Origin of the sequence: Phenylobacterium sp. (assembly GCF_035539035.1) — a bacterium.
Taxonomy (GTDB): domain Bacteria; phylum Pseudomonadota; class Alphaproteobacteria; order Caulobacterales; family Caulobacteraceae; genus Phenylobacterium.
In genome coordinates this window covers 112,919-136,251 of record NZ_DATLJI010000013.1, presented here as the reverse complement: position 1 = coordinate 136,251, position 23,333 = coordinate 112,919, and the positions used below count along the sequence as shown (strand labels likewise).

Annotated in this window: 21 protein-coding genes and 1 tRNA gene; 13 read left to right on the top strand and 9 right to left on the bottom strand. The window is 71.0% G+C overall.

All coding sequences use genetic code 11. From position 1 onward, the window contains the following. Positions 1 to 120: 120 nt before the first annotated feature. The 3 genes from VM685_RS08905 to cpdR form a co-directional block, all read right to left on the bottom strand. Entirely contained in the window at positions 121 to 3,108 is a 2,988-nt protein-coding gene (locus tag VM685_RS08905; RefSeq protein WP_325459787.1) for a TonB-dependent receptor, read from the bottom strand. 263 nt (positions 3,109 to 3,371) lie between these two features. Next, positions 3,372 to 3,446, bottom strand: a tRNA-Val gene (locus tag VM685_RS08900). A 62-nt stretch (positions 3,447 to 3,508) separates the two neighbouring features. After that, entirely contained in the window at positions 3,509 to 3,865 is a 357-nt protein-coding gene (cpdR, locus tag VM685_RS08895; protein ID WP_325459786.1) for a cell cycle two-component system response regulator CpdR, read from the bottom strand. Between the two features lie 116 nt (positions 3,866 to 3,981). Between cpdR and VM685_RS08890 the strand changes: the two genes are divergently transcribed. The 3 genes from VM685_RS08890 to trhA all read left to right on the top strand — a co-directional run bounded on the left by VM685_RS08890 (position 3,982) and on the right by trhA (position 7,794). Continuing rightward, positions 3,982 to 4,890: an N-formylglutamate amidohydrolase gene (locus tag VM685_RS08890; protein ID WP_325459917.1), complete on the top strand. Its 909-nt coding sequence runs from the start codon at positions 3,982 to 3,984 to the stop codon at positions 4,888 to 4,890. Positions 4,891 to 5,245: 355 nt separating this feature from the next. Further along, the gene (gene typA / locus VM685_RS08885; RefSeq protein ID WP_325459785.1) at positions 5,246 to 7,081 is read left to right on the top strand and encodes a translational GTPase TypA; all 1,836 of its coding nucleotides are present in this window, start codon (positions 5,246 to 5,248) and stop codon (positions 7,079 to 7,081) included. Positions 7,082 to 7,128: 47 nt separating this feature from the next. Next, a complete protein-coding gene (gene trhA, locus VM685_RS08880; protein ID WP_325459784.1) occupies positions 7,129 to 7,794 on the top strand; it encodes a PAQR family membrane homeostasis protein TrhA in 666 nt (221 codons plus the stop codon). On the opposite strand, the gene VM685_RS08875 is transcribed toward trhA, so the two are convergent. Both VM685_RS08875 and VM685_RS08870 read right to left on the bottom strand, forming a co-directional pair. After that, complete coding sequence (locus VM685_RS08875; protein ID WP_325459783.1) at positions 7,682 to 8,197, bottom strand: hypothetical protein; 516 nt, start codon at positions 8,195 to 8,197, stop codon at positions 7,682 to 7,684. The two genes, trhA and VM685_RS08875, sit on opposite strands and share 113 nt — an antisense overlap. 97 nt (positions 8,198 to 8,294) lie before the next feature. Beyond that, positions 8,295 to 8,756, bottom strand: a complete 462-nt coding sequence (locus tag VM685_RS08870; protein WP_325459782.1) for a GNAT family N-acetyltransferase — start codon at positions 8,754 to 8,756, stop codon at positions 8,295 to 8,297. Between the two features lie 37 nt (positions 8,757 to 8,793). Here VM685_RS08870 and VM685_RS08865 point away from each other — a divergent pair, with 37 nt between their 5' ends. Next, positions 8,794 to 9,999 (top strand): aminotransferase, encoded by a 1,206-nt coding sequence (locus VM685_RS08865; RefSeq protein ID WP_325459781.1) that lies wholly within the window; start codon positions 8,794 to 8,796, stop codon positions 9,997 to 9,999. Here the strand turns inward: VM685_RS08865 and VM685_RS08860 are convergent. Continuing rightward, entirely contained in the window at positions 9,950 to 10,720 is a 771-nt protein-coding gene (locus VM685_RS08860) for a helix-turn-helix transcriptional regulator (protein ID WP_325459780.1), read from the bottom strand. The genes VM685_RS08865 and VM685_RS08860 overlap by 50 nt on opposite strands. A 72-nt stretch (positions 10,721 to 10,792) precedes the next feature. Here VM685_RS08860 and VM685_RS08855 point away from each other — a divergent pair, with 72 nt between their 5' ends. Beyond that, positions 10,793 to 11,170 carry a VOC family protein gene (locus VM685_RS08855; protein ID WP_325459779.1) on the top strand — a complete coding sequence of 126 codons (378 nt, stop codon included), beginning with the start codon at positions 10,793 to 10,795 and terminating at the stop codon, positions 11,168 to 11,170. After that, positions 11,167 to 11,835 carry an O-methyltransferase gene (locus VM685_RS08850; RefSeq protein WP_325459778.1) on the top strand — a complete coding sequence of 223 codons (669 nt, stop codon included), beginning with the start codon at positions 11,167 to 11,169 and terminating at the stop codon, positions 11,833 to 11,835. The genes VM685_RS08855 and VM685_RS08850 overlap by 4 nt, the downstream gene beginning before the upstream one ends. A 1-nt stretch (position 11,836) precedes the next feature. Here VM685_RS08850 and VM685_RS08845 read toward each other — a convergent pair whose 3' ends face one another. After that, complete coding sequence (locus VM685_RS08845; RefSeq protein ID WP_325459777.1) at positions 11,837 to 12,634, bottom strand: SDR family oxidoreductase; 798 nt, start codon at positions 12,632 to 12,634, stop codon at positions 11,837 to 11,839. Between the two features lie 160 nt (positions 12,635 to 12,794). Here VM685_RS08845 and VM685_RS08840 point away from each other — a divergent pair, with 160 nt between their 5' ends. Next, positions 12,795 to 14,693, top strand: coding sequence for a PQQ-binding-like beta-propeller repeat protein (locus VM685_RS08840; RefSeq protein ID WP_325459776.1), 1,899 nt, complete (start codon positions 12,795 to 12,797; stop codon positions 14,691 to 14,693). On the opposite strand, the gene VM685_RS08835 is transcribed toward VM685_RS08840, so the two are convergent. Next, positions 14,690 to 15,463 carry an extensin family protein gene (locus tag VM685_RS08835; protein WP_325459775.1) on the bottom strand — a complete coding sequence of 258 codons (774 nt, stop codon included), beginning with the start codon at positions 15,461 to 15,463 and terminating at the stop codon, positions 14,690 to 14,692. The genes VM685_RS08840 and VM685_RS08835 overlap by 4 nt on opposite strands. Positions 15,464 to 15,529: 66 nt before the next feature. On the opposite strand from VM685_RS08835, the gene VM685_RS08830 reads away from it, so the two are divergent. From VM685_RS08830 to VM685_RS08815, 4 genes are all read left to right on the top strand, one after another. Further along, on the top strand, positions 15,530 to 17,005 hold the full coding sequence (locus VM685_RS08830; RefSeq protein WP_325459774.1) for a M20 family peptidase: 1,476 nt from the start codon (positions 15,530 to 15,532) through the stop codon (positions 17,003 to 17,005). 79 nt (positions 17,006 to 17,084) lie between these two features. Beyond that, positions 17,085 to 17,708, top strand: coding sequence for an ATP-dependent Clp protease proteolytic subunit (locus VM685_RS08825; protein WP_325459773.1), 624 nt, complete (start codon positions 17,085 to 17,087; stop codon positions 17,706 to 17,708). A gap of 1 nt (position 17,709) precedes the next feature. Next, positions 17,710 to 19,326 (top strand): alpha-glucosidase, encoded by a 1,617-nt coding sequence (locus VM685_RS08820; protein ID WP_325459772.1) that lies wholly within the window; start codon positions 17,710 to 17,712, stop codon positions 19,324 to 19,326. Between the two features lie 44 nt (positions 19,327 to 19,370). Continuing rightward, on the top strand, positions 19,371 to 20,462 hold the full coding sequence (locus tag VM685_RS08815) for an aromatic ring-hydroxylating dioxygenase subunit alpha (RefSeq protein ID WP_325459771.1): 1,092 nt from the start codon (positions 19,371 to 19,373) through the stop codon (positions 20,460 to 20,462). Here VM685_RS08815 and VM685_RS08810 read toward each other — a convergent pair. Beyond that, positions 20,459 to 21,571 carry a L,D-transpeptidase gene (locus VM685_RS08810; protein ID WP_325459770.1) on the bottom strand — a complete coding sequence of 371 codons (1,113 nt, stop codon included), beginning with the start codon at positions 21,569 to 21,571 and terminating at the stop codon, positions 20,459 to 20,461. The two genes, VM685_RS08815 and VM685_RS08810, sit on opposite strands and share 4 nt — an antisense overlap. Positions 21,572 to 21,583: 12 nt before the next feature. Here VM685_RS08810 and VM685_RS08805 point away from each other — a divergent pair, with 12 nt between their 5' ends. Together VM685_RS08805 and VM685_RS08800 are read left to right on the top strand one after the other, a co-directional pair. Beyond that, the gene (locus VM685_RS08805) at positions 21,584 to 22,519 is read left to right on the top strand and encodes a D-alanyl-D-alanine carboxypeptidase family protein (protein WP_325459769.1); all 936 of its coding nucleotides are present in this window, start codon (positions 21,584 to 21,586) and stop codon (positions 22,517 to 22,519) included. Between the two features lie 17 nt (positions 22,520 to 22,536). Continuing rightward, complete coding sequence (locus VM685_RS08800) at positions 22,537 to 23,331, top strand: alpha/beta hydrolase (protein WP_325459768.1); 795 nt, start codon at positions 22,537 to 22,539, stop codon at positions 23,329 to 23,331. Positions 23,332 to 23,333 lie beyond the last annotated feature (2 nt).

Sequence of the window (23,333 nt, the reverse complement as noted above, 5' to 3'; positions counted from 1 at the left end):
TGAGTTTCGCATAACAGACACGGCGTTCCTGGGCGTTTTCGAAAAGACGCCATGGTGGCGACACGAAAACGCCGCCGGCGCGAGCCGGCGGCGTGGTCGTGCGAATATCCGTCGGAGGCGTCAGAAGCGCTTCGTAACGCTCACCTTGAAGGTCCGCCCGAGCGGATTGGCCGTGAACGGGTCGTACCCAAGGTCGAGCCGCGCGAAGGGCGGATCGGTGTCGAAGACGTTGTCCACGTCGAGCACCACCGTGGTGTCCCAGGGCGCCTGCCAGCGGTAGGTAGCGTCCACCGTGGTGAAGGCCTCGATCTTGCGCCCTTCGTTGGACCGCGGGAGCGTCGCCCCCGTGGCGTTCTGGACCACGTTCGGCGGGAACGGCGACGTCCGCTGGTCGGTGTAGCTGGCGATGTGGTTCACCTGCACCCGGAAGTTATGGGGGCCGGTGGTGTATTCCACGAAGGCGTTCCCCTTCCAGTCGGGCACGGGCACGATCTGCGTCTGATAGTTCAGGTGGTTCACCCCCTCGAACGCGGGCGAGACCACCACACCCTCCACCGTGGTGGCCTCCACGCTGTATTCGAGGGTGTAGGTGAGCGTGGCGCCGAACGCCGCGTCGCCGCCCCAGACGTCGTCCATCCGATAGTTCGCCAGGACGTCGATGCCGTTGGTCTTCACCCGCGGGCCGTTGACCACGAAGGTGCGGATCCGCGACAGGTTGGCCACCGAGCAGACGCCGCCCGCGCCGAACACGAACCGGCTCTGCAGCGCGGCGAAGGCCGGATTGCCGCAGTTGCCCGTGCCGGAGCCGGTCGGGAAGAGCGTGGAGAAGATGCCGCCGACGGGCTCGGTGACCAGCGGGTTGTCGAAGTCGAAGTCCCAGTAGTCGATCGTCGCCTGGAAGCCGCCCGTGCTCGCGATCAGGCCCACGCTGTAGGTGGTGGCCTCCTCGGGCTCCAGGTCCGGGTTTCCGCTGATGTCCACCGCCCGGAAGGCGCCGCCCAGGAACTGCAGGCTGGTCACCTGGCCCGGGTCGAGCTGGGTCAGCGGCGGAGCCCGGAACGTGGTCCCGATGGTGCCGCGCGCGGCGAACATGTCGCTGAGCTGCCAGCGCACCGAGACCTTCGGGTTGAAGGTGGAGCCGACGGCGCCGCCGAAGTCCTCGTAGCGCGCGGCGAGCTGGGCCTGGATGCGGTCGGTGAAGGGCAGGCTGACTTCGGCGAAGGCGGCCCACACGTCGCCCTTCAGGTCAGCCGGCGTACCGCCGCCCAGGAACAGGAACGGACCGTTGCGCACGGTGCAGGTGGTGGTCCCCGTCACCGGCGTGTCGATGCAGGGCGTGACGTTCAGGTCCGTGAGCGCGTCGTACTCCGCCTCGTACCACTCCTTGCGGTACTGGGCGCCGACGGCCCAGCCGACGGCGCCGCCGCCAAGCTCGAAGCCGAGTTCTCCGTTGAGCACCGCATCGGTGACCAGGAGGCGCGTGGTCAGGTCCGAGCCGGTGGGCTGGAAGAACCAGCGGATCAATTCCGGATCGTTGGCCACGGCGGCGCTGAAGTTCGGGTTGGTCTGGCCGGTCAGCGCGTTCGCCTGGATGGCGTTCGAGAACGGGTTGAACCAGCGACACGGACCGACGCCGGGCGTGCCGGTGGTCGGGCTGCACCCCTCACCGCCCAGGCCGCGCAGGGCCAACTGCAGGCGGCTGACCACGGCGTCGTAGCCGATGCGCACGAGGTTATCTTCCATGTAGGTGGCGGCCAGGTCGTAGCCGATGCCGTTGCCGAACTCGCCGGTCAGGTTGGCCGACAGACGCCAGGCCTCGAACTTGCGGCTGCCGCGGGAGGACTGATCGCCGAAGAGCGGGTTGCCGCCGAAGCTCAGCGGTCGGTAGAGCACGCCCGGCAGGTACGCGCCCGTCGCGAAGGCCGGGATCTGGGTCGGGTTCTGCTGCCGGTAAAGGGCGAAGCCGGGGTTGGTCGACGGCACGAAATAACCCGCGGCGAGACCGGAGGTGACGATCGGGCTGGTCGTGGAGGTCGGCGCCTGGAGGGCGAGGTAGGAGGGCGAGGTGGCCCATTCCGGCGTGTCGGTCTCCGAGTACAGGCCCTCCACGTGCAGCCTGTGACCTTCTGCGATCTCCCAGTTCGCCTCACCGTAGAGCTGGAAGCGGTTCTCCTTCTCCACGAGGTTGTCGTAGGGGGTGTAGTTGAAGGCGCAGGCGGGGGTCGTACCGCTGAACGTCGGCTGCCCGCCCAAGGGCGCGCATCCCACGTCGCGCTGCAGGCCGGCCACGGGCGCGAAGGGCGCGGGCGAGCCTACCAGCGCCCCCGGACCCACCGGGAGGAAGGCCGTCACCGCGTTGCCTGTCGACCAGCCGGTCTCCGGGCTGCTGAAGTACGGAACCTGGGTGAAGTCGCGTTCCCTGACCGAAAGCTCGGAGCGGTGCTGATAGCTGCCCGAAAGCAGCACGTTCACCGCGCCGAAGTCCTTTCCCCACAGGACGTGGCCGTTCCAGTCGCCGTCGGAGCCGTCGATGTAGCGATAGGCGCCGTTGACCTCGAGGCCGTCGAAATTCCGCCGGGTGATGAAGTTGATCACGCCGCCGATGGCGTCCGAGCCGTAGGTGGCCGCCGCCCCGTCCTTGAGCACCTCGATCCGGCCGATCGCGGCCTGCGGGAGGAGGTTGATATCGGGCGCGCCCTGGCCGATGGGCGCGGTCACGACCCGCCGGCCGTTGAACAGCACGAGCGTGCGCGAGGCGCCGAGGCCACGCAGGTTCACCGTGGCGGCGCCCTCGGCGCCCTGGGCGCGGGCGTCGAACTGGTTGGTGTCGCCGATGACGCCGTTGGACGAGGGCAGGTTCTTGATCAGCTCCACCGGAGAGGGCGAGCCCTGTTTCTCCAACTCTTCCGCGCCGATGACGTCCACCGGCAGGGCGGCGTCCTCGGGCGTGCCGCGAATGAACGAGCCGGTGACCACCACCTCGCCCACCTCGGTCCCGCCCTGCTGCGTGGCGGCCTGGGTGGCCTGGGCGGCGGCGGGCCCGGCGACGACGAAGGCGGCCATGGCGGCCACGGCGGACACGCTGCAGAAGAAACTGCTCTTGGTCATGAGTATCCTCCCCCTCGGCGCTCTCTCCGCCCGAGAGGGGTCGCGGAGCGCCTGAGTCCCGCCATAACGAACCATTTGTTTCAGGCGCGCTACACAGATTCCAGCGTTCGAATAACGACGCTCGCGCCGAGCGGCGCCCGCGCAACACCATGTGGCGAAAGGGGTTCCGGCGTCCGGACGGGCGCCGCGACGTCAAGCTTCCGTCACGGAACACCGCCCCCGCCGGGCTGAGCCTCGGGAGACTGGAAAGGTGGGGAGGAGGATGGTGGACGCGGCTGGGATCGAACCAGCGACCCCTACGATGTCAACGTAGTGCTCTCCCGCTGAGCTACGCGTCCGTACCGGTCGTCTCGGGAAGGCGGGGATATAACGGCGGGCCCGCGCCCGCGCAAGCCAAGTCTCAGGCTGCGATCATCCGCTCCACCTCGGAGACGATCTCGCGCAGGTGGATCGGCTTGGACAGCACCTTGGATCCGGGGGGCGCCTGCTCGCCGGCGGCCAGCGCCACGGCGGCGAATCCGGTGATGAACATGATCCGCAGGCCGGGGTGCCGGGCCGCGGCCTGGCGCGCCACCTCGATGCCGTCCATACCCGGCATGACGATGTCGGTGAGCAGCAGGTCCCAGTCCTGGTCGAGGATGGCCGCGGCCTCGTCGCCGTCGGCGCAGGCCACCACGTCGTAGCCCGCCCGCTCAAGGGCGCGGGCGAGGAAGCCGCGCAGGGAATCGTCGTCTTCGGCAAGCAGGATGCGGGGCATGGGCTCGGGGCCTGGCGGTCGGAGTTCGGTCAGGAAGCCGAAAGCATAGCGCGCCAAGCGTAAACTCGCGATGAACCCTTTGACCGATCCCGTCGGCTGAGCGTTCTATGGGCGAGATGAACGCCTGGGAGCCCATCGCCGCCGAGCCTGCGACCGCGCGCCCCGTGGCTTTCGACGTGCGCCGCGCCGGACCGGAGGGCGGGCCGCCGCCCACGCCGCTCGTCTTCGCCTCGCCGCACTCCGGGCGGCTCTACCCCGACGACATGATGGCCGCCGCCGCGCTGGACGCGCTGGCCATCCGCCGCTCCGAGGACGCCTTCGTCGACGACCTGATCGCCGCCGCGCCCGGCCTGGGCGCCTCGGTCATCACCGCCCGCTTCGCCCGCGCCTACATCGACCTGAACCGCGAGGCCTTCGAGCTCGACCCCGGCATGTTCGCCGACGAGCTGCCGGAGTTCGCCCGCGCCCGCACCGCCCGGGTCGCCGCTGGCCTGGGCGCGATCGCCCGGGTCGTGTCGGAGGGCCAGGAGATCTACGCCCGCAAGCTCACCTTCGCCGAGGCCCGCGCCCGGATCGAGGGGGCGCACCGGCCCTACCACGCCGCCCTGACCGGACTGATCGCCGAGGCGCGAGCAGCGCACGGCTTCGCCATCCTGATCGACTGGCACTCGATGCCCGCCGCCGCGGCCAAGGCCGGCGGCCGCGACCGGCCGTGCGACATCGTGCTGGGCGACCGGTTCGGCGCGGCCTGCGCGGGCCTGCTCACGGCGCGCGTCGAGCGGGAGCTGGAGACCCTGGGGTATCGCGTGGCCCGCAACACCCCCTACGCGGGCGGCTACACCACCGAGCATTACGGCCGCCCCGCCCGGCGCACCCACGCCCTGCAGATCGAGATCAACCGGGCGCTCTACCTCGATGAGGCGCGGCTTTCGCCCACCGCCGGCTTCGACCGGCTCAAGGGCCACCTGGAGGCGCTGACCCGCGCCCTCGCCGCCGCCGACTGGAGCGCGCTCCGCGCCGGCTGAGGCAAAAAAAAGCCGCGCCAAGCGGCGCGGCTAGTTCATTAGGGAGGAAACGCCCAGGAAGGGCAGAGGCGTCAGCGACGCCTCACATCCTCCATATACGGTGCAGCGCACAAAAACGCAAGCTAGCACCGTCAAGATACCGCTATCACATTCCGTTACAAGAAATTTCCTCAATAGTTTCCGTCTATTGAATTTCCGCTGCATTGCAGGCATATTTGGGTGCACCGCAAAACAGCTTCGCCATGGGACCCGCACGGTCCGGGGCAGGCCGTCGCGCCTGCGAACTGTGGCTGGCGGTGAAGCCCCGCCTCGCCTACAAGCCCGCCTTCCTTGAAAGACGAAGACCGCCCACCCCATGTCGCTGCGCAACATCGCCATCATCGCCCACGTCGACCACGGCAAGACCACGCTCGTGGACCAGCTGCTCGCCCAGTCCGGCGTGTTCCGAGCCAATGAGGCGACCGTCGAGCGCGCCATGGACTCCAACGACCAGGAGCGCGAGCGCGGGATCACCATCCTGGCCAAGTGCACCAGCGTGCTCTGGCACGGGAAGGCTGGCGAGACCCGGATCAACATCATCGACACCCCCGGCCACGCCGACTTCGGCGGCGAGGTGGAGCGGATCCTGGGCATGGTGGACGGCTGCGTCCTCCTCGTCGACGCCGAGGAAGGCGTCATGCCGCAGACCAAGTTCGTGCTCGGCAAGGCGCTGAAGATGGGCCTGCGCCCGATCCTCTGCCTGAACAAGGTGGACCGTCCGCACGCCGACCCGGACCGGGTGCTGAACGACGCCTTCGACCTGTTCGCCGCCATGGGCGCGACCGACGAGCAGCTCGACTTCCCGCACATCTACGCCTCGGGCAAGAACGGCTGGGCGACCCTCGACCTGTCCAAACCCAACGACAACCTGGCCCCGCTGTTCGACCTGATCGTCGACCACGTGCCGCCGCCGGCGGCCGAGGCGCGCAAGGACGAGCCCTTCCGTATGCTCGCCGTGCTGATCGAGAGCGACCCGTTCCTGGGCCGCCTGCTGACCGGCCGCATCGAGGCCGGACGCGCCGTGCCGGGCATGGCCATCCACGCCCTGTCCCGCGAGGGCAAGGAGATCGAGCGCGGGCGCATCACCAAGGTGCTGGCCTTCCGCGGCCTGAAGCGCCAGCCGGTGGACGAGGGCGCCGAGGCCGGCGACATCGTCGCCATCGCCGGCCTATCCAAGGCCACCGTGGCCGACACCCTGTGCGCCATGGAGGTCACCGAGGCCCTCCCCGCCCAGCCCATCGACCCGCCGACCATCTCCATGACCGTGTCGGTCAACGACAGCCCGCTGGCCGGCCGCGAAGGCGACAAGGTGCAGAGCCGGGTGATCGCCGCGCGCCTCCTGAAGGAGGCGGAATCCAACGTCGCCATCCGCGTCACCGAGACCCCGGACAAGGACGCCTACGAGGTGGCCGGCCGCGGCGAACTGCAGCTCGGCGTGCTGATCGAGGGCATGCGCCGCGAGGGCTTCGAGGTCTCCATCAGCCGCCCGCGGGTGGTGTTCCAGACCGATCCGGAGACCGGCGAGCGGCTGGAGCCGATCGAGGACGTGATGATCGACGTGGACGACGAGTTCACCGGCATCGTCATCGAGAAGCTGTCGGCCCGGAAGGCCGAGCTGAAGGACATGGGCCCCTCGGGCGCGGGCAAGACCCGCATCAGCCTGATGAGCCCGTCGCGCTCGCTGATCGGCTACCAGGGCGAGTTCCTGACCGACACCCGCGGCTCGGGCGTGCTGAACCGCGTGTTCAGCCACTACGAGCCTTACAAGGGCCCCATCGACGCCGGCCGCAAGGGCGTGCTGGTCTCCAACTCCGACGGCGAGACGGCGGCCTACGCCCTGTGGAACCTGGAAGAGCGCGGCACCATGTTCGTCGGCGCCGGCGAGAAGACCTACCAGGGCATGATCATCGGCGAGAACTCCCGGTCCGACGACCTGGACGTCAATCCGATGAAGGCCAAGCAGCTGACCAACGTCCGCGCGTCCGGCAAGGACGAGGCCGTCCGTCTCACCCCGCCGCGCCGCCTCACCCTCGAGCAGGCCATCGCCTACATCGAAGAGGACGAGCTGGTGGAGGTGACGCCCAAGTCCATCCGCCTGCGCAAGAAGGTGCTGAACCCCTCCTTCCGCAAGAAGCGCGTCCGCGAGGACTAGACGCCGGCGCCATCAGCGTGACACGTGGGGGCGCTAGAGGTGTCCCCATGACCGACACGTTCGCAAAGCCGCCCCGGCATTACCCGACGCCCGCCGCCAAGTGCGCCGACCTGGTCGTCCACGTGGTGGGCCTGACGCTGGCCCTGGTGGGCGGGATCGTGCTGCTGGTGATGGCCGTCGGCGCCGGGCGGATCAGCACCATCGTCGGGGTCTCGATCTACGCCGCCGGCGTCGTGGCCATGCTGGGCTTCTCCACCGCCTACAACTTCGCCCATCATCGCTACCGGCCGACCCTGCGCCGGCTCGACCACGCCGGCATCTTCCTGATGATCGCCGGCTCCTACACCCCCTTCACCCTGGGCCTGCCCGGAGCCTGGGGCTGGGGCATGACCGCGGCCGTCTGGTCGATCGCCACGCTCGGGGCGCTGGGCAAGCTGTTCCTCGCGGGCCTCGACCGGAAGTTCTGGGTCGGCGTCTACCTGGCCCTCGGCTGGCTGGTGGTCATCGCGCTCGGCCCGATGATCGACAACCTGGCCTGGTACGCCCTCGCCCTGCTGGCCAGCGGCGGGCTGCTCTACTCCACGGGCGTGGTGTTCTACGTCAACAAGCGCCTGAAGTTCTCGCGAGCCATCTGGCATGGCCATGTGGTGGCGGCGGCGGCCGCACACTGGGCGGCGGTGCTGCTGGGCGTCGTGTTGGCCAGCCAGCACTGATCCGCACGGGCAGCACCAGGCCGCTCATCCCGAACGCCTCCGCCACGAGGCAGGCCGCGGCTCCGAGCGCGCCCGGCGGCTCGTCCCCGGTGAGCCGGGCCAGCCGTGCGTCCAGCCCCTGGTAGTCGTCAGCCTGGGCGCAGGCGAAGGCCTCCAGCACCAGCGCCTCGTCCGCCGTGGGCGGCGCAGCCGACGGCGGGGCCACCGCGATCCGGCGCCGGCCATGGATCCTGAGCTGCTGGACGAAGGCCTCCAGCGCCCGGAAGGCCGCCGGGCCGGCGCAACCGCACGCCCGTTCGAAGGAGGGCCGCAGGTCGACGCAGGTCGCGTCCGCCGCCATCACCCTCAATCCGCAGAGCAGCAGCCGCTCGCCGCAGGTCAGGCCCGAATCGAAGTCGTCCATCGCCAGCTCCATCTGAGGCGCTGACGCTATTGCAGTTGCGAGTCATTCGCAACGACCTTCCTCCGCTGCGAAGCGGGGGAGGGGGACCGTCGCTGCGTCACAGGGGAGGTAAGGGCCGCTCCATCCAGACGTCGCAGCGGGCGTACTCGGTGTCGGAGGGCTCCAGCTCGCGGAAGCCCATGGCGCGGTAGAGGGCCAGCGCCGGCGTGAGGCTGGAATTGGTCTCCAGGTAGAGCCTGGGCGCGCCGAGGCGGCGGCCCTCGTCGATGCAGCGCTGCATTAGGCTGCGCCCGAGGCCGGAGCCGCGCAGGCCCTCGGCCACCGTCATCTTCGCCACCTCATAGCCGCCGTCCGCCATCGCGACCATGGCCACGCAGCCCACCGGCCGGCCGTGGTCCAGGGCCATGAAGATCTTCCCGCCCTTGGCGAGGATCTGGCCCTGCGGGTCCTCCAGCACCTCGCGGTCCTTCGGCTCGAGGGTGAAATGCCGGGCGATCCACGCCTCGTTGAGGGTGCGGAACGCCTCGGCGTGCTCGGGGCGGAACTGGACGATCTCCATGGACGTGCGCCTTCGGAATTGGTCTGAAGAGAAGATCATGGCGAACCCGATCTTCTCAAGCCTGCCGACCACCATCTTCGAGGAGATGTCTGGCTTGGCGCGCACCTTGGGCGCGGTGAACCTCGGCCAGGGCTTCCCGGACGACCCGGGGCCGGAGCCGATCCGCGCCCGGGCCGCCGACGCCGTGCTGAACGGCTACAACCAGTACCCGCCCATGGCCGGCTTGCCGGAGCTGCGCCAGGCGGTGGCCGGCCACTACGGGCGCGCACAGGGGCTCGACCTCGAGTGGGAGAGCGAGGTCACGATCACCTCGGGCGCGACCGAGGCCCTGGCGGCGGCCTTCCTCGGCCTGATCGAGCCGGGCGACGAGGTGATCGTCTTCCAGCCGCTCTACGACGCCTATGTCCCGCTGATCCGCCGGGCCGGCGGGATTCCCAGGTTCGTGCGCCTGGAGCCGCCCGGCTGGCGCTTCGACCGCGCCCGACTGGAGGCGGCGATCACGCCGCGCACCCGCTACGTCGTGCTCAACAACCCGATCAACCCGGCCGGCGTGGTGCTCCCGGCCGAGGACCTGGCGTTGCTCGCCGAGCTCTGCGTCGCCCACGACCTGACCGCCATCTGCGACGAGGTCTGGGAGCAGGTGGTGTTCGAAGCCGCCGTCCACCGGCCGCTGATGGCGTTTCCCGGCATGCGCGAGCGGTGCGTGAAGATCGGCTCGGCCGGCAAGATGTTCGGCCTGACCGGCTGGAAGGTGGGCTTCCTCTGCGCCGCCCCGGAGCTCACCCGGACGCTGGCCCGCACCCACCAGTTCCTGACCTTCACCACCCCGCCGAACCTGCAGGCGGCCGTCGCCTGGGGTCTGGAGAACTCCGCCGGCTGGTTCGCCGACATGCCGCGCGACCTGGCGCGCGCCCGTGACCGGCTGACGGAGGGCCTCAGGCGGGAGGGCTTCGCCGTCCTGCCGAGCCAGGGCACCTACTTCCTGAACGTCGACCTGCCGGCCTCCGGGATCGACGAGCCGGACCGGGCCTTCGCCGTGCGCGCGGTGAGGGAGGCGGGCGTCGCCTCCATCCCCGTCTCGGCCCTCTACGAGGAGGCGCCGGTGACCACCATCCTGCGCCTGTGCTTCTCCAAACGCGACGCGACCCTCGACGCCGGGGTCGAACGGCTGGCGCGGGCGCGCGAGCTCTCGATCAGCGCCGTGCGCGGTAGCGCGCCGGCGTCGCGCCGAACGCCCGCTTGAAGGCGGCGATGAAGGCCGAGGGGCTCTGGTAGCCGGCCTCCAGCGCCGTCTCCGTCACCGAGGCGCCGGCGCTCAGCGCCACCACAGCCTGCTGCATGCGCGCCCGGCTCCGCCAGGCCTCCAGCGGCAGGCCGGTCTCGGCGAGGAACAGCCGCTGCAGGGTGCGCAGGGACGCCCCGGCGCCGCGCGCCAGGTCCGCCAGCGTGTCCTCCCGCCCGGGCTCGGCGAGGATGCGCGCGGCGAAGCCCCGGGCCCGCGGATCGCGCGGCAGCGGCAGCTCCAGCGGCGCGGTCTCGCCGGCCGCCAGCAGGTCGGTCAGCAGGCCCTCCAGCCGCTCGTGCTCGGGCCGGCCGGCGTCCAGCATGCCGAGCCTGACGATGTGCAGGATCAGCTCGCGCAACAGGGGCGCCACCTCGATCGCCCGGCACGCGGCGAGCGTCGGGTGCTCGCCCGGCGGCGCCAGGTAGAGGGTGCGCATGGCCACCGTCCCGCGCATCTCGATGGCGTGCGGCGTGCCGCCGGGCACCCAGATGGCGCGGGTCGGCGGCACCAGCCAGGCGGCGTCCGGCGTCTGCACCACCATCACCCCGCTCGCCGCATAGACCAGCTGGGCCCAGGGATGGGTGTGGGTGTCGAGCCGGGCGCGGTCGCCATAGGTCACCGCCAGCCCGCGCACGGGGAAGCCATCGGGGTCACGGAGGGTTTGGCGCGCCTGCGACATGGATTGTCAGGATAGCGCAAGCGCGACGCTGCGCGAACGGCCAAGCTGGCGGCGGATAAGGAGAGCGCCGCCATGCCTGCGACCCTGCGCCATTTCGCCATCAACGCCGACGACGTGCCCCGCGCCCGGGCCTTCTACGAGACGGTGTTCGGCTGGAGCTTCCAGCCCTGGGGGCCGCCGGGCTTCTATCAGGTCCGCGACGCGGGGCGGGGCTTCCGCGGCGCCCTGCAGGGCCGCCGCGATGTGGGCGGCCACAGGATGCCGGGCATGGAGATCACCTTCGGGGTTGACGACATCGAGGCCACCATGGGGGCGATCGAGGCGGCCGGCGGCAAGGTGATCATGCCGCCCTTCCACATCGAGACGGTCGGCAAGCTGATCTTCTTCCAGGACACCGAAGGCAACATCGCCGGCGCCATGCAGTACGAGGCGCCGCAATGGCCGGAATGAGCGTGCTGTCCGATCCGGCCCTGGAGGCGCGGATCGAGGCCCTGCAGGCCGAGAGCCGGGCCCAGGAGCCCGCGGTCTTCGGCTATTTCGCCCAGCGGGCGCAGAAGGGGGACCTCTCCTGGGACGCCCTCGACGCCGACGCCAACCGCTTCATGGCCGACAAGCTCATCGCGCTCGAGCCCATCAAGGCCGAGTTCGCCTACCTGCTCTGCCGCTCGCTCCGGGCGAGGCGGGTGGTGGAGGTGGGCACCTCCTACGGCGTCTCCACCCACTACCTGGCCGCCGCGGTGCGCGACAACGGCGGCGGGACGGTGATCGCCACCGAGTACGAGCCGGCCAAGGCGGCCCGCGCCCGGGCGAACTTCGAGGCGGCCGGGCTCTCAGGCTTCATCGACCTGCGCGAGGGCGACCTGCGCGAGACCCTGAAGGTGATCGACGGGCCGGTGGACTTCGTCCTGATGGACATCTGGACCGAGATGGCGCGCCCGGCCATCGAGCTGATCGGCCCGCACCTGCGGCTCGGCGCGGTGGTCCTGGCCGACAACACCGACCAGTTCCGCCACGCCTACCGCCGCTTCTTCGACTACGTGGCCGACCCCGCCAACCGCCTGCGCGCCCTCACCCTGCCCTTCGACGGCGGGCTGGAGATGGTGGTCAGGGTCTAGCTCAGCAGGTGCTCCCGCCGTCCACGACGATGGTCTGGCCGGTGGTCCAGGCGCCGGCGCGCGAGGCCAGGTAGATGGCCGCCCCGGCGAGGTCGTCGGGCTCGCCCAGGCGGCGCAGCGGTGTGCCGGAGCTGGCGCGCTTCTCGCCCTCGGGCGTGTCCCAGAGCGCCTTGGCGAAATCGGTCTTCACCAGGCCCGGCGCGATGCAGTTCACCCGGATATTGTGGGGGCCCAGTTCCTGCGCGAGGTTGCGCGCCAGCTGCATGTCGGCCGCCTTGGAGATGCAGTAGGCGCCGATGGTCGTGGAGCCGCGCAGGCCGCCGATCGACGAGACGACGATGATCGCGCCGTCCTTCCGCTCGCGCATCTCCGGCACGACCATCGAGATCAGCCAGTTGTTGGCCACGATGTTGTTGTTGAGGATCTTGTTGAAGGCGTCGTCGGTGATGTCGAGCTGGCTGCCGTAGAACGGGTTGGACGCGGCGTTGCAGACCAGGATGTCGATCTTTCCGAACGCCTTGCGGGTCTCGTCGACCAGCCGCTGAAGGTCCTCCTTGGACGAGATATTGGCCGGCACGGCGATGGCGTGGCCGGGGCTCTTCTCGTTGATCAGCGCGGCCACCTCTTCGCACGGGCCCGGCTTGCGCGAGGAGATCACCACCTTGGCGCCCTGCTCGGCCATGCGCTCGGCGATGGCGCGGCCGATGCCGCGGGAGGAGCCGGTGATCACCGCCACCTTGCCCGTCAGGTCGAAGAGGCCGCCCGCCAGCACCTTCGGCTTGTCCATCACCTCGCTCATGGCGCGCTCCTCTTGAAACAGTTGTTTGACTTGGCGGCCATTTGCGACGCCCCGCGCCGCAGCGTCAAGCCGCGGTCGACTTCCTGACCGCCGATCACCTATCCTCATGGCCAACGCGCCCCGCCGCAGGGCGAGGAGCGCGGGACCAAGGGGGGAAGATATGCGCCTATCGCGCCTGGCCGCGGCTGCGGCCGCCATGTGCAGCCTGTTCGCGGGAGGTGCGGCGCTGGCCCAGACGCCCCTGCCCCATCCGGGCCAGGCGATCTACCGGACCCAGTGCGCCGCCTGCCACGACAATCCCGAGGCCAGCCGCTCGCCCGCGCGGGCCACCCTGGAGGCCATGAGCTACCAGGCGCTCAACTACGCGCTCACCCAGGGCAAGATGAAGGTCCAGGGCGCGACCCTCACCGACGAGACCCGCGGCCAACTGATCAACTACCTGACGGGCCGCTCCACCGTGACCACCGACGCCTGGACCGGCGCCATGATGTGCCAGGGCGCGCGGGCGAAGGTCGATTTGAAAGGCCCCGCCAGCGTCGCCACCTTCGGCTTCGACCCGCGCCAGACGCGCACGCTCACGCCCCGCCAGACCGGCCTCAGCAAGGCGAAACTCGGCCGGCTGGAGCTCGCCTGGGTGGTCGGCTTCCCGGACGTGACCATGATGCGCTCCCAGGCCGCCGTGGTGGGGAACAACCTGTTCCTGCCGGTGGCCGAGGCCGCGGCCCTCTACAGCCTCGACGTGAGCGACCCGGCCAAGCCCTGCGTGCAGTGGATCTACCGCACGCCCGGCGGCGCGCCGCTCCGGACCAGCGCGTCCTACGGGGTGATCGCCGACGGGCGGCCGGTGCTGGCCTTCTCCGGCCTGGATTCCACCGTCCACGTGGTGGACGCGCGCACCGGCCAGGCGCTCTGGACGAAGAACGTCGGGGCCTATTCCTACTCGCTGACCACCGGCACGCCGCGCGTGCTGAAGGACCGGATCATCGTGCCGGTCTCGCAGTACGAGATCATGCAGGCGGCGGACAACGCGGTGACCTGCTGCACCAACCACGGCTTCGTGGTCTCGCTGGATCCCGCCACCGGCGCCCAGCAGTGGCGCTACGACACCATGCCCGACGCCCAGCCCATCCGCGACCGCGGCGACGGCAAGCCGCTGATGGGCCCGTCCGGAGCGCCCATCTGGAACTCGCCGGTGGTCGACGAGAAGCGCGGCCTGATCTTCTTCGGCACCGGCGAGGCCAACTCGCCGCCGGCCCACCGCAACACCGACGCCCTGATCGCCATCCGCCTGCAGGACGGCACGGAGGCCTGGAGCCTGCAGGCCACGGAGAACGACATCTTCAACGCCGGCTGCGGGCCGAACCCTGCGCCCACCCGGCTGAACTGCGTGAAGGAGACGGTCTACCGCGACGTGGACTTCGGCGCCTCGTTGATCCTGGCCAAGCTGAAGAGCGGCCGCGAGCTGGTCCTGGCGGGACAGAAGTCGGGCACGGTCTGGGCGCTCGATCCGGACACGGGCAGGGTCGTCTGGCGGCGCGACATCGGCACCGGCGCGCCCAATGGCGGCATTCACTGGGGCATCGCCTTCGACCAGGACACCGTCTACGTCCCCGTCGCCCAGATCGGCCGCCCTCTGCCCGGCGGCGCGCCCATCGACCCGAAGCTGCAGCCCGGCATGTACGCCGTGGACGCCAACACCGGCGAGATCCGCTGGCACTATTCGGCCACGCCGGACTGCGCGGGAGACCGGGGGAAGAAGGCGCCCCGCTGCGAGCGGCTCTACGGCTTCTCGGGCGCGCCGACGGTGATCGACGGCGCCGTGGTCCAGGGCAGCCTCGACGGGCGGCTGTTCGTCCTCGACGCAGGCACCGGCCAGGAGCTCTGGCGCTACGACACTCTGCGCGACTTCGAGACGCTGAACGGCGTGAAGGCCCGGGGCGGCTCCATCGACGCGGCCTCGATCGTCGCGGCCAACGGCCTGCTGTTCGTGAACTCCGGCTACGGCATGTTCGGCCAGGCCCCGGGCAACAGCTTCCTGGCGTTCCGGCCGAAGCCCTAGCGGCAGACGCCCCAGCGGCCGTGGTCGAGGTGCAGGTGGTCGCGGTGGGCGGCGTTGTAGTCGGGGCTCAAGACCGCCCGGAACCAGGGGCAGGCGCCGTCGCGCACCCGACGCAGGAACCGGCCGCGGGCGTCCTCGTCGCGGAAGTCGCCGACCACGGTGATCCGCGCGCCCCCGGCGGTGCGGAAGCTCGCCACGTCGATCGCGTTGGCGAAGGCGTGCTCCGAGCGCCGGCCCTCCTCGCGTCCGTAGATGTTGCGGCAGGCGTAGGTCCCGTAGTGCTCCACCCGGGCGATGCGGGTCTGCAGCAGGTCGCGGGCCGCCGGCTGCACCACATGGCGCGTCCACATGGCGTAGCCCAGGGCCACAGGGCAGGTGACCACGGGGGCGGTGGGGGAGAGCGGGACGGCGGTCCCGTCCCGGATGCGCACGGTGTTCTCGGTGGCGCACTCGCCGAGGTCGCGGTCCGGCTCCTCCGTGAAGGTGACGCGGCCTTCCGTCAGCGCCGCGCGGCAGAGGGCCGGATCGGCGGCGGCCCGCATGAACTGGGTATGGGTCGCCAGGCCCACGGGGCGGTTCAGGCTGAACGGCTTCCACGGCAGGTCCTGCGGCGGGGCCCAGGCGTTGACGAAGACCAGCACGGCGAGGCCCGCCAGCGCCAGGTCGGTGAGCGTCGTCCAGAGGCCGGCGAGCGCCAGCATCTCGGGCGAAACGGGCTTCAGCTTGGGCGGGCGGAACGGCACGGCGGCGGAACGGGTGGGCGGCCGCACGGTTCAGCCGCTTCCCAACCGCGCCGGAACCCCTAAGGTCGCGCTTCCTTGGGGAGGGACCCTCGCATGCGCCTGCTGGGCCGGATCGCGCTCATCGTGTTCGCCGCCGTGCTGCTGCTGGTGGCCGTGATCCTCGTGCGCACCCTTACCTACAAGCCGCCCGTCACCGCCGACGCCTCGTCGGTGCGGGTCGCCGCACCCGTGGCCGTGGACGTGGCCGGCGCGGCCCGGAGGCTCTCCGCCGCCATCCGCATCCGGACTGTCAGCCACCAGGACCCGGCGCACGACCAGCCCGCCGAGTGGGACCGGCTGCACGCCTTCCTGCGGACCGCCTATCCCGCCGCCCACGCCGTCCTGCGCCGCGAGGTCGTGGCCGGCCACACCCTCGTCTACACCTGGCCGGGGAGCGACCCGTCGCTCGCCCCCATCGTGCTGATGGCCCACCAGGACGTCGTGCCGGTGACGCCCGGCACGGAGCGGGACTGGAAGCATGCCCCCTTCGCCGGAGATATCGCGGAGGGCGCGGTCTGGGGCCGGGGCGCGATCGACGACAAGGGGTCGCTGATCACCCTCCTTGAAGGCGTCGAGACGCTGGCCGCCCGGGGCTTCCGCCCCCGCCGCGCCGTGATCCTGGTGAGCGGGCACGACGAGGAGGTGCGCGGCCAGGGCGCCCGCGCCGCTGCAGCCCTGCTGAAGTCGCGAGGTATCCGCGCCCAGTTCGTGCTGGACGAGGGCCTGGCGGTTATCACCGACAACCCGGTCACCGACGGCAAGCTCGCCCTGGTCGGCACGGCGGAGAAGGGCTACGCCACCCTGGTGGTGACCGCCAAGGCGCCGGGCGGCCATTCCTCCGCCCCGCCGCAGGACGCCGGCGGCGTCGTGACGCTGGCCCGCGCCGTCACCGCCATCGCCGACCGGCCGTTCCCGATGGCCTTCCGGGGGCCGGGGGCGGACATGCTGCAGGTGCTGGCTCCGGACGCCCCGTTCCCGGTGCGCATGGCGGTGGCCAACAGCTGGCTGTTCGAGCCGATGCTGGTGGGCCAGGTGGGCGCGACCCCGTCGGGCGCCGCCCTGCTGCACACCACCATCGCGCCCACCATGCTGAAGGGCAGCCCGAAGGAGAACGTCCTGCCGCAGGACGCCACCGCCTGGATCAACTACCGCCTGGCCCCGGGCGACACCTCGGCCACGGTCATGGCGCGGGCGAAGGAGGCCGTGGGCGACCTGCCGGTGACGCTGGCCTGGGCCAAGACGCCGGATGAGCCATCGCCGGTCTCATCCATGCGTTCCGACGCCTGGAGGGTGGTCGCCGCCGTGGCGGGCGAGGTGACGAAGGCGCCGGTCGCGCCCTCCCTGGTCACCGCCGGCACCGACAGCCGCTATCTCCAGCCGGTGGCGCAGGACGTCTACCGCTTCCAGCCCATGGATCTGTCGCTCGAGGACGTCGGCATGATCCACGGCACCAACGAGCACCTGACGCTGAAGAACCTCGAGCAGGCGGTGCAGTTCTACGCCCGGCTGATCGCGACGGCGGCGTCCTAGCCCCACAATCCGCACGGCGGCCCTTGCCGGAACCCGCGCGGGCAAATAACTCCGAAGACCTGCGACCTACGAGGTATCTATGCGCCACCAGTGGACCGGCCGACTCGACGACGAAGACGGCGACGACGAGGACAAGGGCCGGCTGCCCGACATGCCGATGACGGCCGGGCCCGTCCAGAACGCGCTGTTCAAGTCCCGAACGGTGCTCGTGTTCGGCGAGATCGACATGCGGCTGGCCGAGCGGGTCACCGCCCAGCTCACCGCGCTCGCCGCCGACAGCGACAAGCCCATCCGGATGATCATCAACTCGCCGGGCGGCCACGTCGAAAGCGGCGACACCATCCACGACATGATCCGCTTCGTCGAAGCGCCGGTGAAGGTGGTCGGCACGGGCTGGGTGGCCAGCGCCGGCGCGCACATCTTCCTGGGGGCGAAGAAGGAAAACCGCCTCTGCCTGCCGAACACCCGCTTCCTGCTGCACCAGCCGGCGGGCGGCATGCGCGGCCAGGCCTCCGACATCCAGATCGAGGCCGAGCAGATCATCAAGATGCGCGACCGCGTGAACCGGATGATTTCCGAGGAGACCGGCCAGCCGGTCGAGCGGATCGTCAAGGACACCCAGCGGAACTACTGGCTGAGCGCCGAGGAGGCCGTCGACTACGGCATCGTCTCCAAGATCATCAGCCACGCCTCCGAGGCCTGACGTGTCAGAGCCGTGGTGGAAGGGCGCGGTCCTCTACCACGTCTACGTCCGGTCCTTCTTCGACAGCGACGGCGACGGCCATGGCGACCTTGCGGGCGTCGTGGCCCGCCTGGACTACATCGAGAGCCTCGGGGTGGACGGCATCTGGCTGTCGCCGATCCACCCCTCGCCCAACCGCGACTGGGGCTATGACATCGCCGACTTCGAGGGCGTGCAGGCCGACTATGGCAGCCCCGACGACGTCCAGCGCCTGCTGGACGCCGCCCACGCCCGGGGCCTGAAGGTCGTCCTCGACGAGGTCCTCAGCCATACCTCGGACGAGCATCCCTGGTTCGTCGAGAGCCTTACCGGCGGCCCGGATGGGCCCAAGGCCGACTGGTACGTCTGGGCGGACCCGAAGGAAGACGGCACCGCGCCGAACAACTGGCTCTCGGTGTTCGGCGGCCCGGCCTGGGCCTATCAGCCGAAGCGGCGCCAGCACTACCACCACAAGTTCCTGCGCCAGCAGCCGAAGCTGAACTGGCGCAACGAGGCGGCCCGCGAGGCGGCGCTCTCGGTGCTCGACTTCTGGCTGGAGAAGGGCGTCGACGGCTTCCGGCTCGACGTCGCGGGCACCTACCTCCACGACGAGGCGCTGACCGACAATCCGCCGGTGCCGGTCGAGGAGCGCACCGGCCTGCACTGGGGTCACGCCGGCAACCTTCAGCGCCACCTGCACGACTCCAACCTGCCCGAGAACGTGGAGATGCTGGAACTCATCCGGCGCCGGGTGGAGGCCCACGACGGCCGGGGCGGCGGCGACCGCTTCGTGTTCGGCGAGTTCTCGGAGGAGGAGGCCCGCTGCGGGGCCTACTGCACGCCCGAGGAGGGCCTGCACTCCGGCTACACCTTCGTCATGCTGCTCGCCCGCAAGCTGACGCCGGCCTTCGTGCGCGAGCACTACGCCACCCTGGCCGACTACCCCTTCCACTGGCCGACGATCAGCTTCTCCAACCACGACGTGCCGCGCACCGTCAGCCGGTTTGGGGGCAAGCACGCGCCGCCTGAGCTGGCGAAGATGCTGTTCGCCCTGCTGGTCAGCCTGAAGGGCACCACCCTGATCTACCAGGGCGAGGAACTGGGCCTGCCGCAGGCGTCGCTCTCCCGCGACCAGCTGCGCGATCCGGTCGGCGACCTCTACTGGCCCTACGACAGCGGCCGCGACGGCTGCCGCACGCCCATGCCGTGGGCGCCGGGCCCGAATCTCGGCTTCACCACCGGCCAGCCCTGGTTGCCGGCGGCCCGCGAGCACGAGGGCCTCACCGTCGCCGAGCAGGAGCGGGACCCAGAGTCAGTGCTGGCCTTCGCGCGAGCCATGATCGCCTTCCGGCGCAGCTCCGCGGCCATGCGCCTGGGCGAGCTTTCCTTCCTCGATGCGCCGGAACCGGTGCTGGCCTTCGTCCGCCGGTTCGGGGACGACGCGGTGGCCTGCGTCTTCAACCTGGGCGCCCAGCCCGCCGTGATGGCGGACGCCGCCTTCGCGGGCGCCGAGGTCCTGCCGCTCGGCGGCGAGGCGGAGCTCCGCGCCGGCTCGCTCGGCCTCTCCCCATTTGCCGCGGCCTTCCTGAAGCTCGTCTAGCTCCCGGCTTCCACCGCGGCGAGCGGAGGGCTAGGAACGGGGCCATGCCAGACGGCGAAACCAAGATGGCGCGCGCCCAGGCCCGGTTCGGCCAGGGCTTCCTGACCGACATCTGGTACTTCGCCGCGCTCGCCTCGGACCTGAAGCCCGGCCGCCTGGTTCGCCAGGAGATCCTGGGCGAGCCGGTGATGCTCGGCCGCTCGAAGTCGGGAGCCCTGTTCGCGCTGCGCGACATCTGCCCCCACCGGGCCGCGCCGCTGTCGGCGGGCCGCTTCCGCGCCGAGGCCTCGGGCGCCGAGACGGTGGAGTGCCCCTACCACGGCTGGCGCTTCGGACAGGACGGCGCCTGCGCGGCCATCCCGTCCCTGGTGGCGGACCAGGAGATGGACGTCTCCCGCATCCGGGTGCGCTCGTACCCGGTGGCGGAGAGCCAAGGCCTGGTCTTCGTCTGGATGGGCTCGGACCCCACGGCGGAGCCCGCGGAGCCGCCGCCGGTGTTCCCGGGCGTGGTGGGCGGGCCGCCGAAGATCGTCGACCGCATGACCTTCGACGCCCACATCGATCACGCCGTGGTGGGCCTGATGGACCCCGCCCATGGCCCCTACGTGCACCAGCAGTGGTGGTGGCGCTCGGCGGGCAGCCAGCACGAGAAGGCCAAGCGGTTCGAGCCGCGCGAGGCGGGCTTCGCCATGGTCCGCCACGAGCCGTCGAAGAACTCCCGCGCCTACGCCGTCCTCGGCGGCCAGCCGCTGACCGAGATCACCTTCCGCCTGCCGGGCCTGCGCTGGGAGCACGTCACGGTCGGGCGCCGGCAGGTCCTGTCCCTGACCTGCCTGACCCCTGTGAACGAGACGAAGACCCGGATCACCCAGCTCGGCTGGTCGGACCATCCGGCCTTCCTGCTGCTGCGCCCCTTCATCCGGGCCGGCGCGCGGACCTTCCTGCGCCAGGACGGCGAGATGGTGAACCTGCAGAACCAGGGCCTGAAGTACGACCCGCCACTGATGTGGATCGAGGACGCTGACCGCCAGGCCAAGTGGTACCAGCAGCTCAAGCGCGAATGGGCCGCCAGCCGCCGGGAGAGCCGGCCCTTCCGCAATCCGGTGGAGCCGACCGTCCTGCGCTGGCGGAGCTAGGTCTTCGCCGGGGCCGCCTGGGGCGTCCCCACGAAGACCACCTTCGTCCCCTTGGACACCGCGGAGGCGAGCTGGCGGGCGTCCCAGTTGGTCAGCCGCACGCAGCCATGGCTGGCGGTCTTGCCCACCAGGCGGGGCTCCGGCGCGCCGTGGATGCCGTAGGTGTCCTTGGTGAGGTCGATCCAGACCGCGCCCACCGGGTTGTTCGGCCCGGGCTTGATGGTCAGCTTGCCCGCCGACTTGTCGCCGAAGTTCAGCTTCGACGGGTCGTAGTTCCAGGTCGGGTCGAAGGCGACCATGTTGACCGCCCATTCGCCGGCCGGCGTCGGCATGTCGGAGGAGCCGATGGTCGCCGGATATGAGGCGACCAGCCGTCCGTCCTGGCTGTAGGCGCGGACCTGGCGCTTAGCCTTGTCGACCTGCACCAGGGTGACGGCGGCGGGCAGGGTTTCCGGCCCCGGCGCGGCGACCAGGATCCTCGTCCCCACGGCGCCGAAGTCGGCGTTGGGGTTCAGCGCCTTCAGCAGGACCTCGTCCATGTGGAACTTCTCGGCCAAGAGCTCGGCCGGGCTGGTGAAGGCCAGCCGGTCGAGGGCGGCCATCTCCTTGTAGTCGGTGGGGATCGTCTCGACGAACGGCCCCTTCACGTCGGCCTCGGCGATCACATAGTCGGTCATCACCGGCCCTGAATCGGCGGCCAGGCGCTCGAACACCTGCTGGTCCAGCTTGCCGTCGGCGGGCAGGCCGTTGGCGGCCTCGTAGTGCAGCACCGCGTCCTTCAGGTTGTCGCCGTCCGTCCCGTCGATGACGCCGGGCGAGAAGTGGGCGCGCGACAGCAGCACCTGGGTGCGGATCAGGAGCGCCCGCATCTGGTCGGGCGTGAGCTGCGTGCCCCACTGGGCCTTGTCGATGGCCTGCCCCACGGGGGACGACGAGGGCGTCACCGCCGGGATCGCCAGCGGCGCGGGCTGGACGTCAGGGGCGGGGAGCGCCGCCTGGCGGCCACCCGGGGCGGGCTCCGAACAGGCGGCCAGGAGGAGCGCGGACGCGCCCAGCAGGAGCGCGACCTTTGCAGCGGGCATCTTGGACCTCGGCTTCACGATGCGCATTTGTTACGCATCGTGACGTTCAAGGCTTCAGATGCTCTGCGGTTCCTGGGCGCGCTCGGCGCGGCCGTGGTCCTGCTTGTCCTGCTCGTGTGGCGGGTGACCGGAGAGAAGCCGGAGGCGCCGCCGCGCCGGACAGGCCCCGCCGTGGCCACCGCCCCCGCGCCCATGACCCCTCCTGCCGCCCCCGACTGCGGCCTGGCCCGGGGCTGGGAGCGGGCGGCCCGGCAGAACGCGCGCAGCCTGACCAGCCTGCAGTGGGCGCCCTTCCGCCGGCCCGAAACAGGCTGGCAGGTCTATGTGCCGCTGATCCAGACCGCCATCGGCACGCCGTGCGCCCCGGACACCCCCGGCTTCGCCGCCGCCTTCGCCGCCTGGCAGGGCGACCAGCGGATCTTCCCCAACGGGGTGATGAGCCCGGAAGCCTTCCAGCACCTGAAGGGCCAGGCTCAGGAGAAGCGGGCCTTCGTGCGCCTGTCCTCGCGCGGCGTCTGCCCGAGCCCGCCGTCGGAGGCGCGGCTCACCGCCGGCCGGCCCCGCGAGGGCTATGCGGGCAAGCACGTGGAGCTGCGCCCCGGCGCCTTCGCCGCCTATCGGGCTATGGTCGACGCCGCCAAGGCCGAGGTCCCCGAGATCGCCCGCGACCCGCGCAACCTGACCATCTTCTCCGCCTACCGCAGCCCGGCCTACGACGCCGCCCGCTGCGCCCGGGACGGCAACTGCAACGGCATCGTGCGCGCCCGCTGCTCGCCCCACCGCACCGGTCTGGCCATGGATCTCTACGTCGGCCAGGCGCCGGGCTACGGTCCGGACTCCAGCGCCGACGCCAACCGGCTCCACATGACGCGGACGCCCACCTACCGCTGGCTGGTGGCCAACGCGCATCGCTTCGGCTTCGTGAACTACCCCTTCGAACCCTGGCACTGGGAGTGGACCGGCGAGACGCCGTGAGGGTACGGTTCCGCCCCATGGCCAGCTTCACCACCCCCGACGGCGTAACCCTCGCCTATGACGACATCGCCCCCGCCGGCGAGGCGGAGCGGACGGTCCTGCTGCTCCACGGCTTCGCCTCGAACCGCAGCGAGGGCTGGCGCAGGACCGGCTGGTACGGCGCCTTCGAGAGGCGGCGGATGCGGGTGATCGGCCTCGACCAGCGCGGCCATGGGGAGAGCGCCAAGCTCTATGACCCGGCCGACTACACCCGCGAGAAGCTGGCCGGCGACGCCCTGGCGTTGATGGATCACCTGGGCGTCCGGCGTTGCGACCTGTTCGGCTACTCCATGGGCACGCGCACCGCCCTGCAGGCGGCGATTCTCGCCCCCGACCGGTTCTCCAACCTGATCCTGGGCGGCGTCGGCGGCCGTCTGCTGGAGCCCTCGACCGACCGCGGGAGCATCATGGCGGACGCCATGCTCGCGGAGGACCCGGCGACGATCACCCACCCCTTCCTGCGCAGCTTCCGCCAGTTCGCCGACGAGCAGGGCGAGGACCGCCGCGCGCTGGCGGCTTTCGTCCAGGCCCAGAACCCGCCGCTGGACGAGGCCGCCATGGCCGCCCTGCCCATGCCGGTTCTGGTGGTGGCCGGCCAGCGGGACGAGGGCGCCGGCGATCCCGAGGACCTGGCGCGCGTCTTCCCGCTCGGGAAGGGCGTGTCCCTGCCCGGCTGCGACCACTTCTCCGCCATCCCGCACGGGCTGACCAAGGCGACGGTGTTCGACTTCCTCGACGGCCTGCTGGACGACCCGTTCGAGGGCCGCTTCTAGCC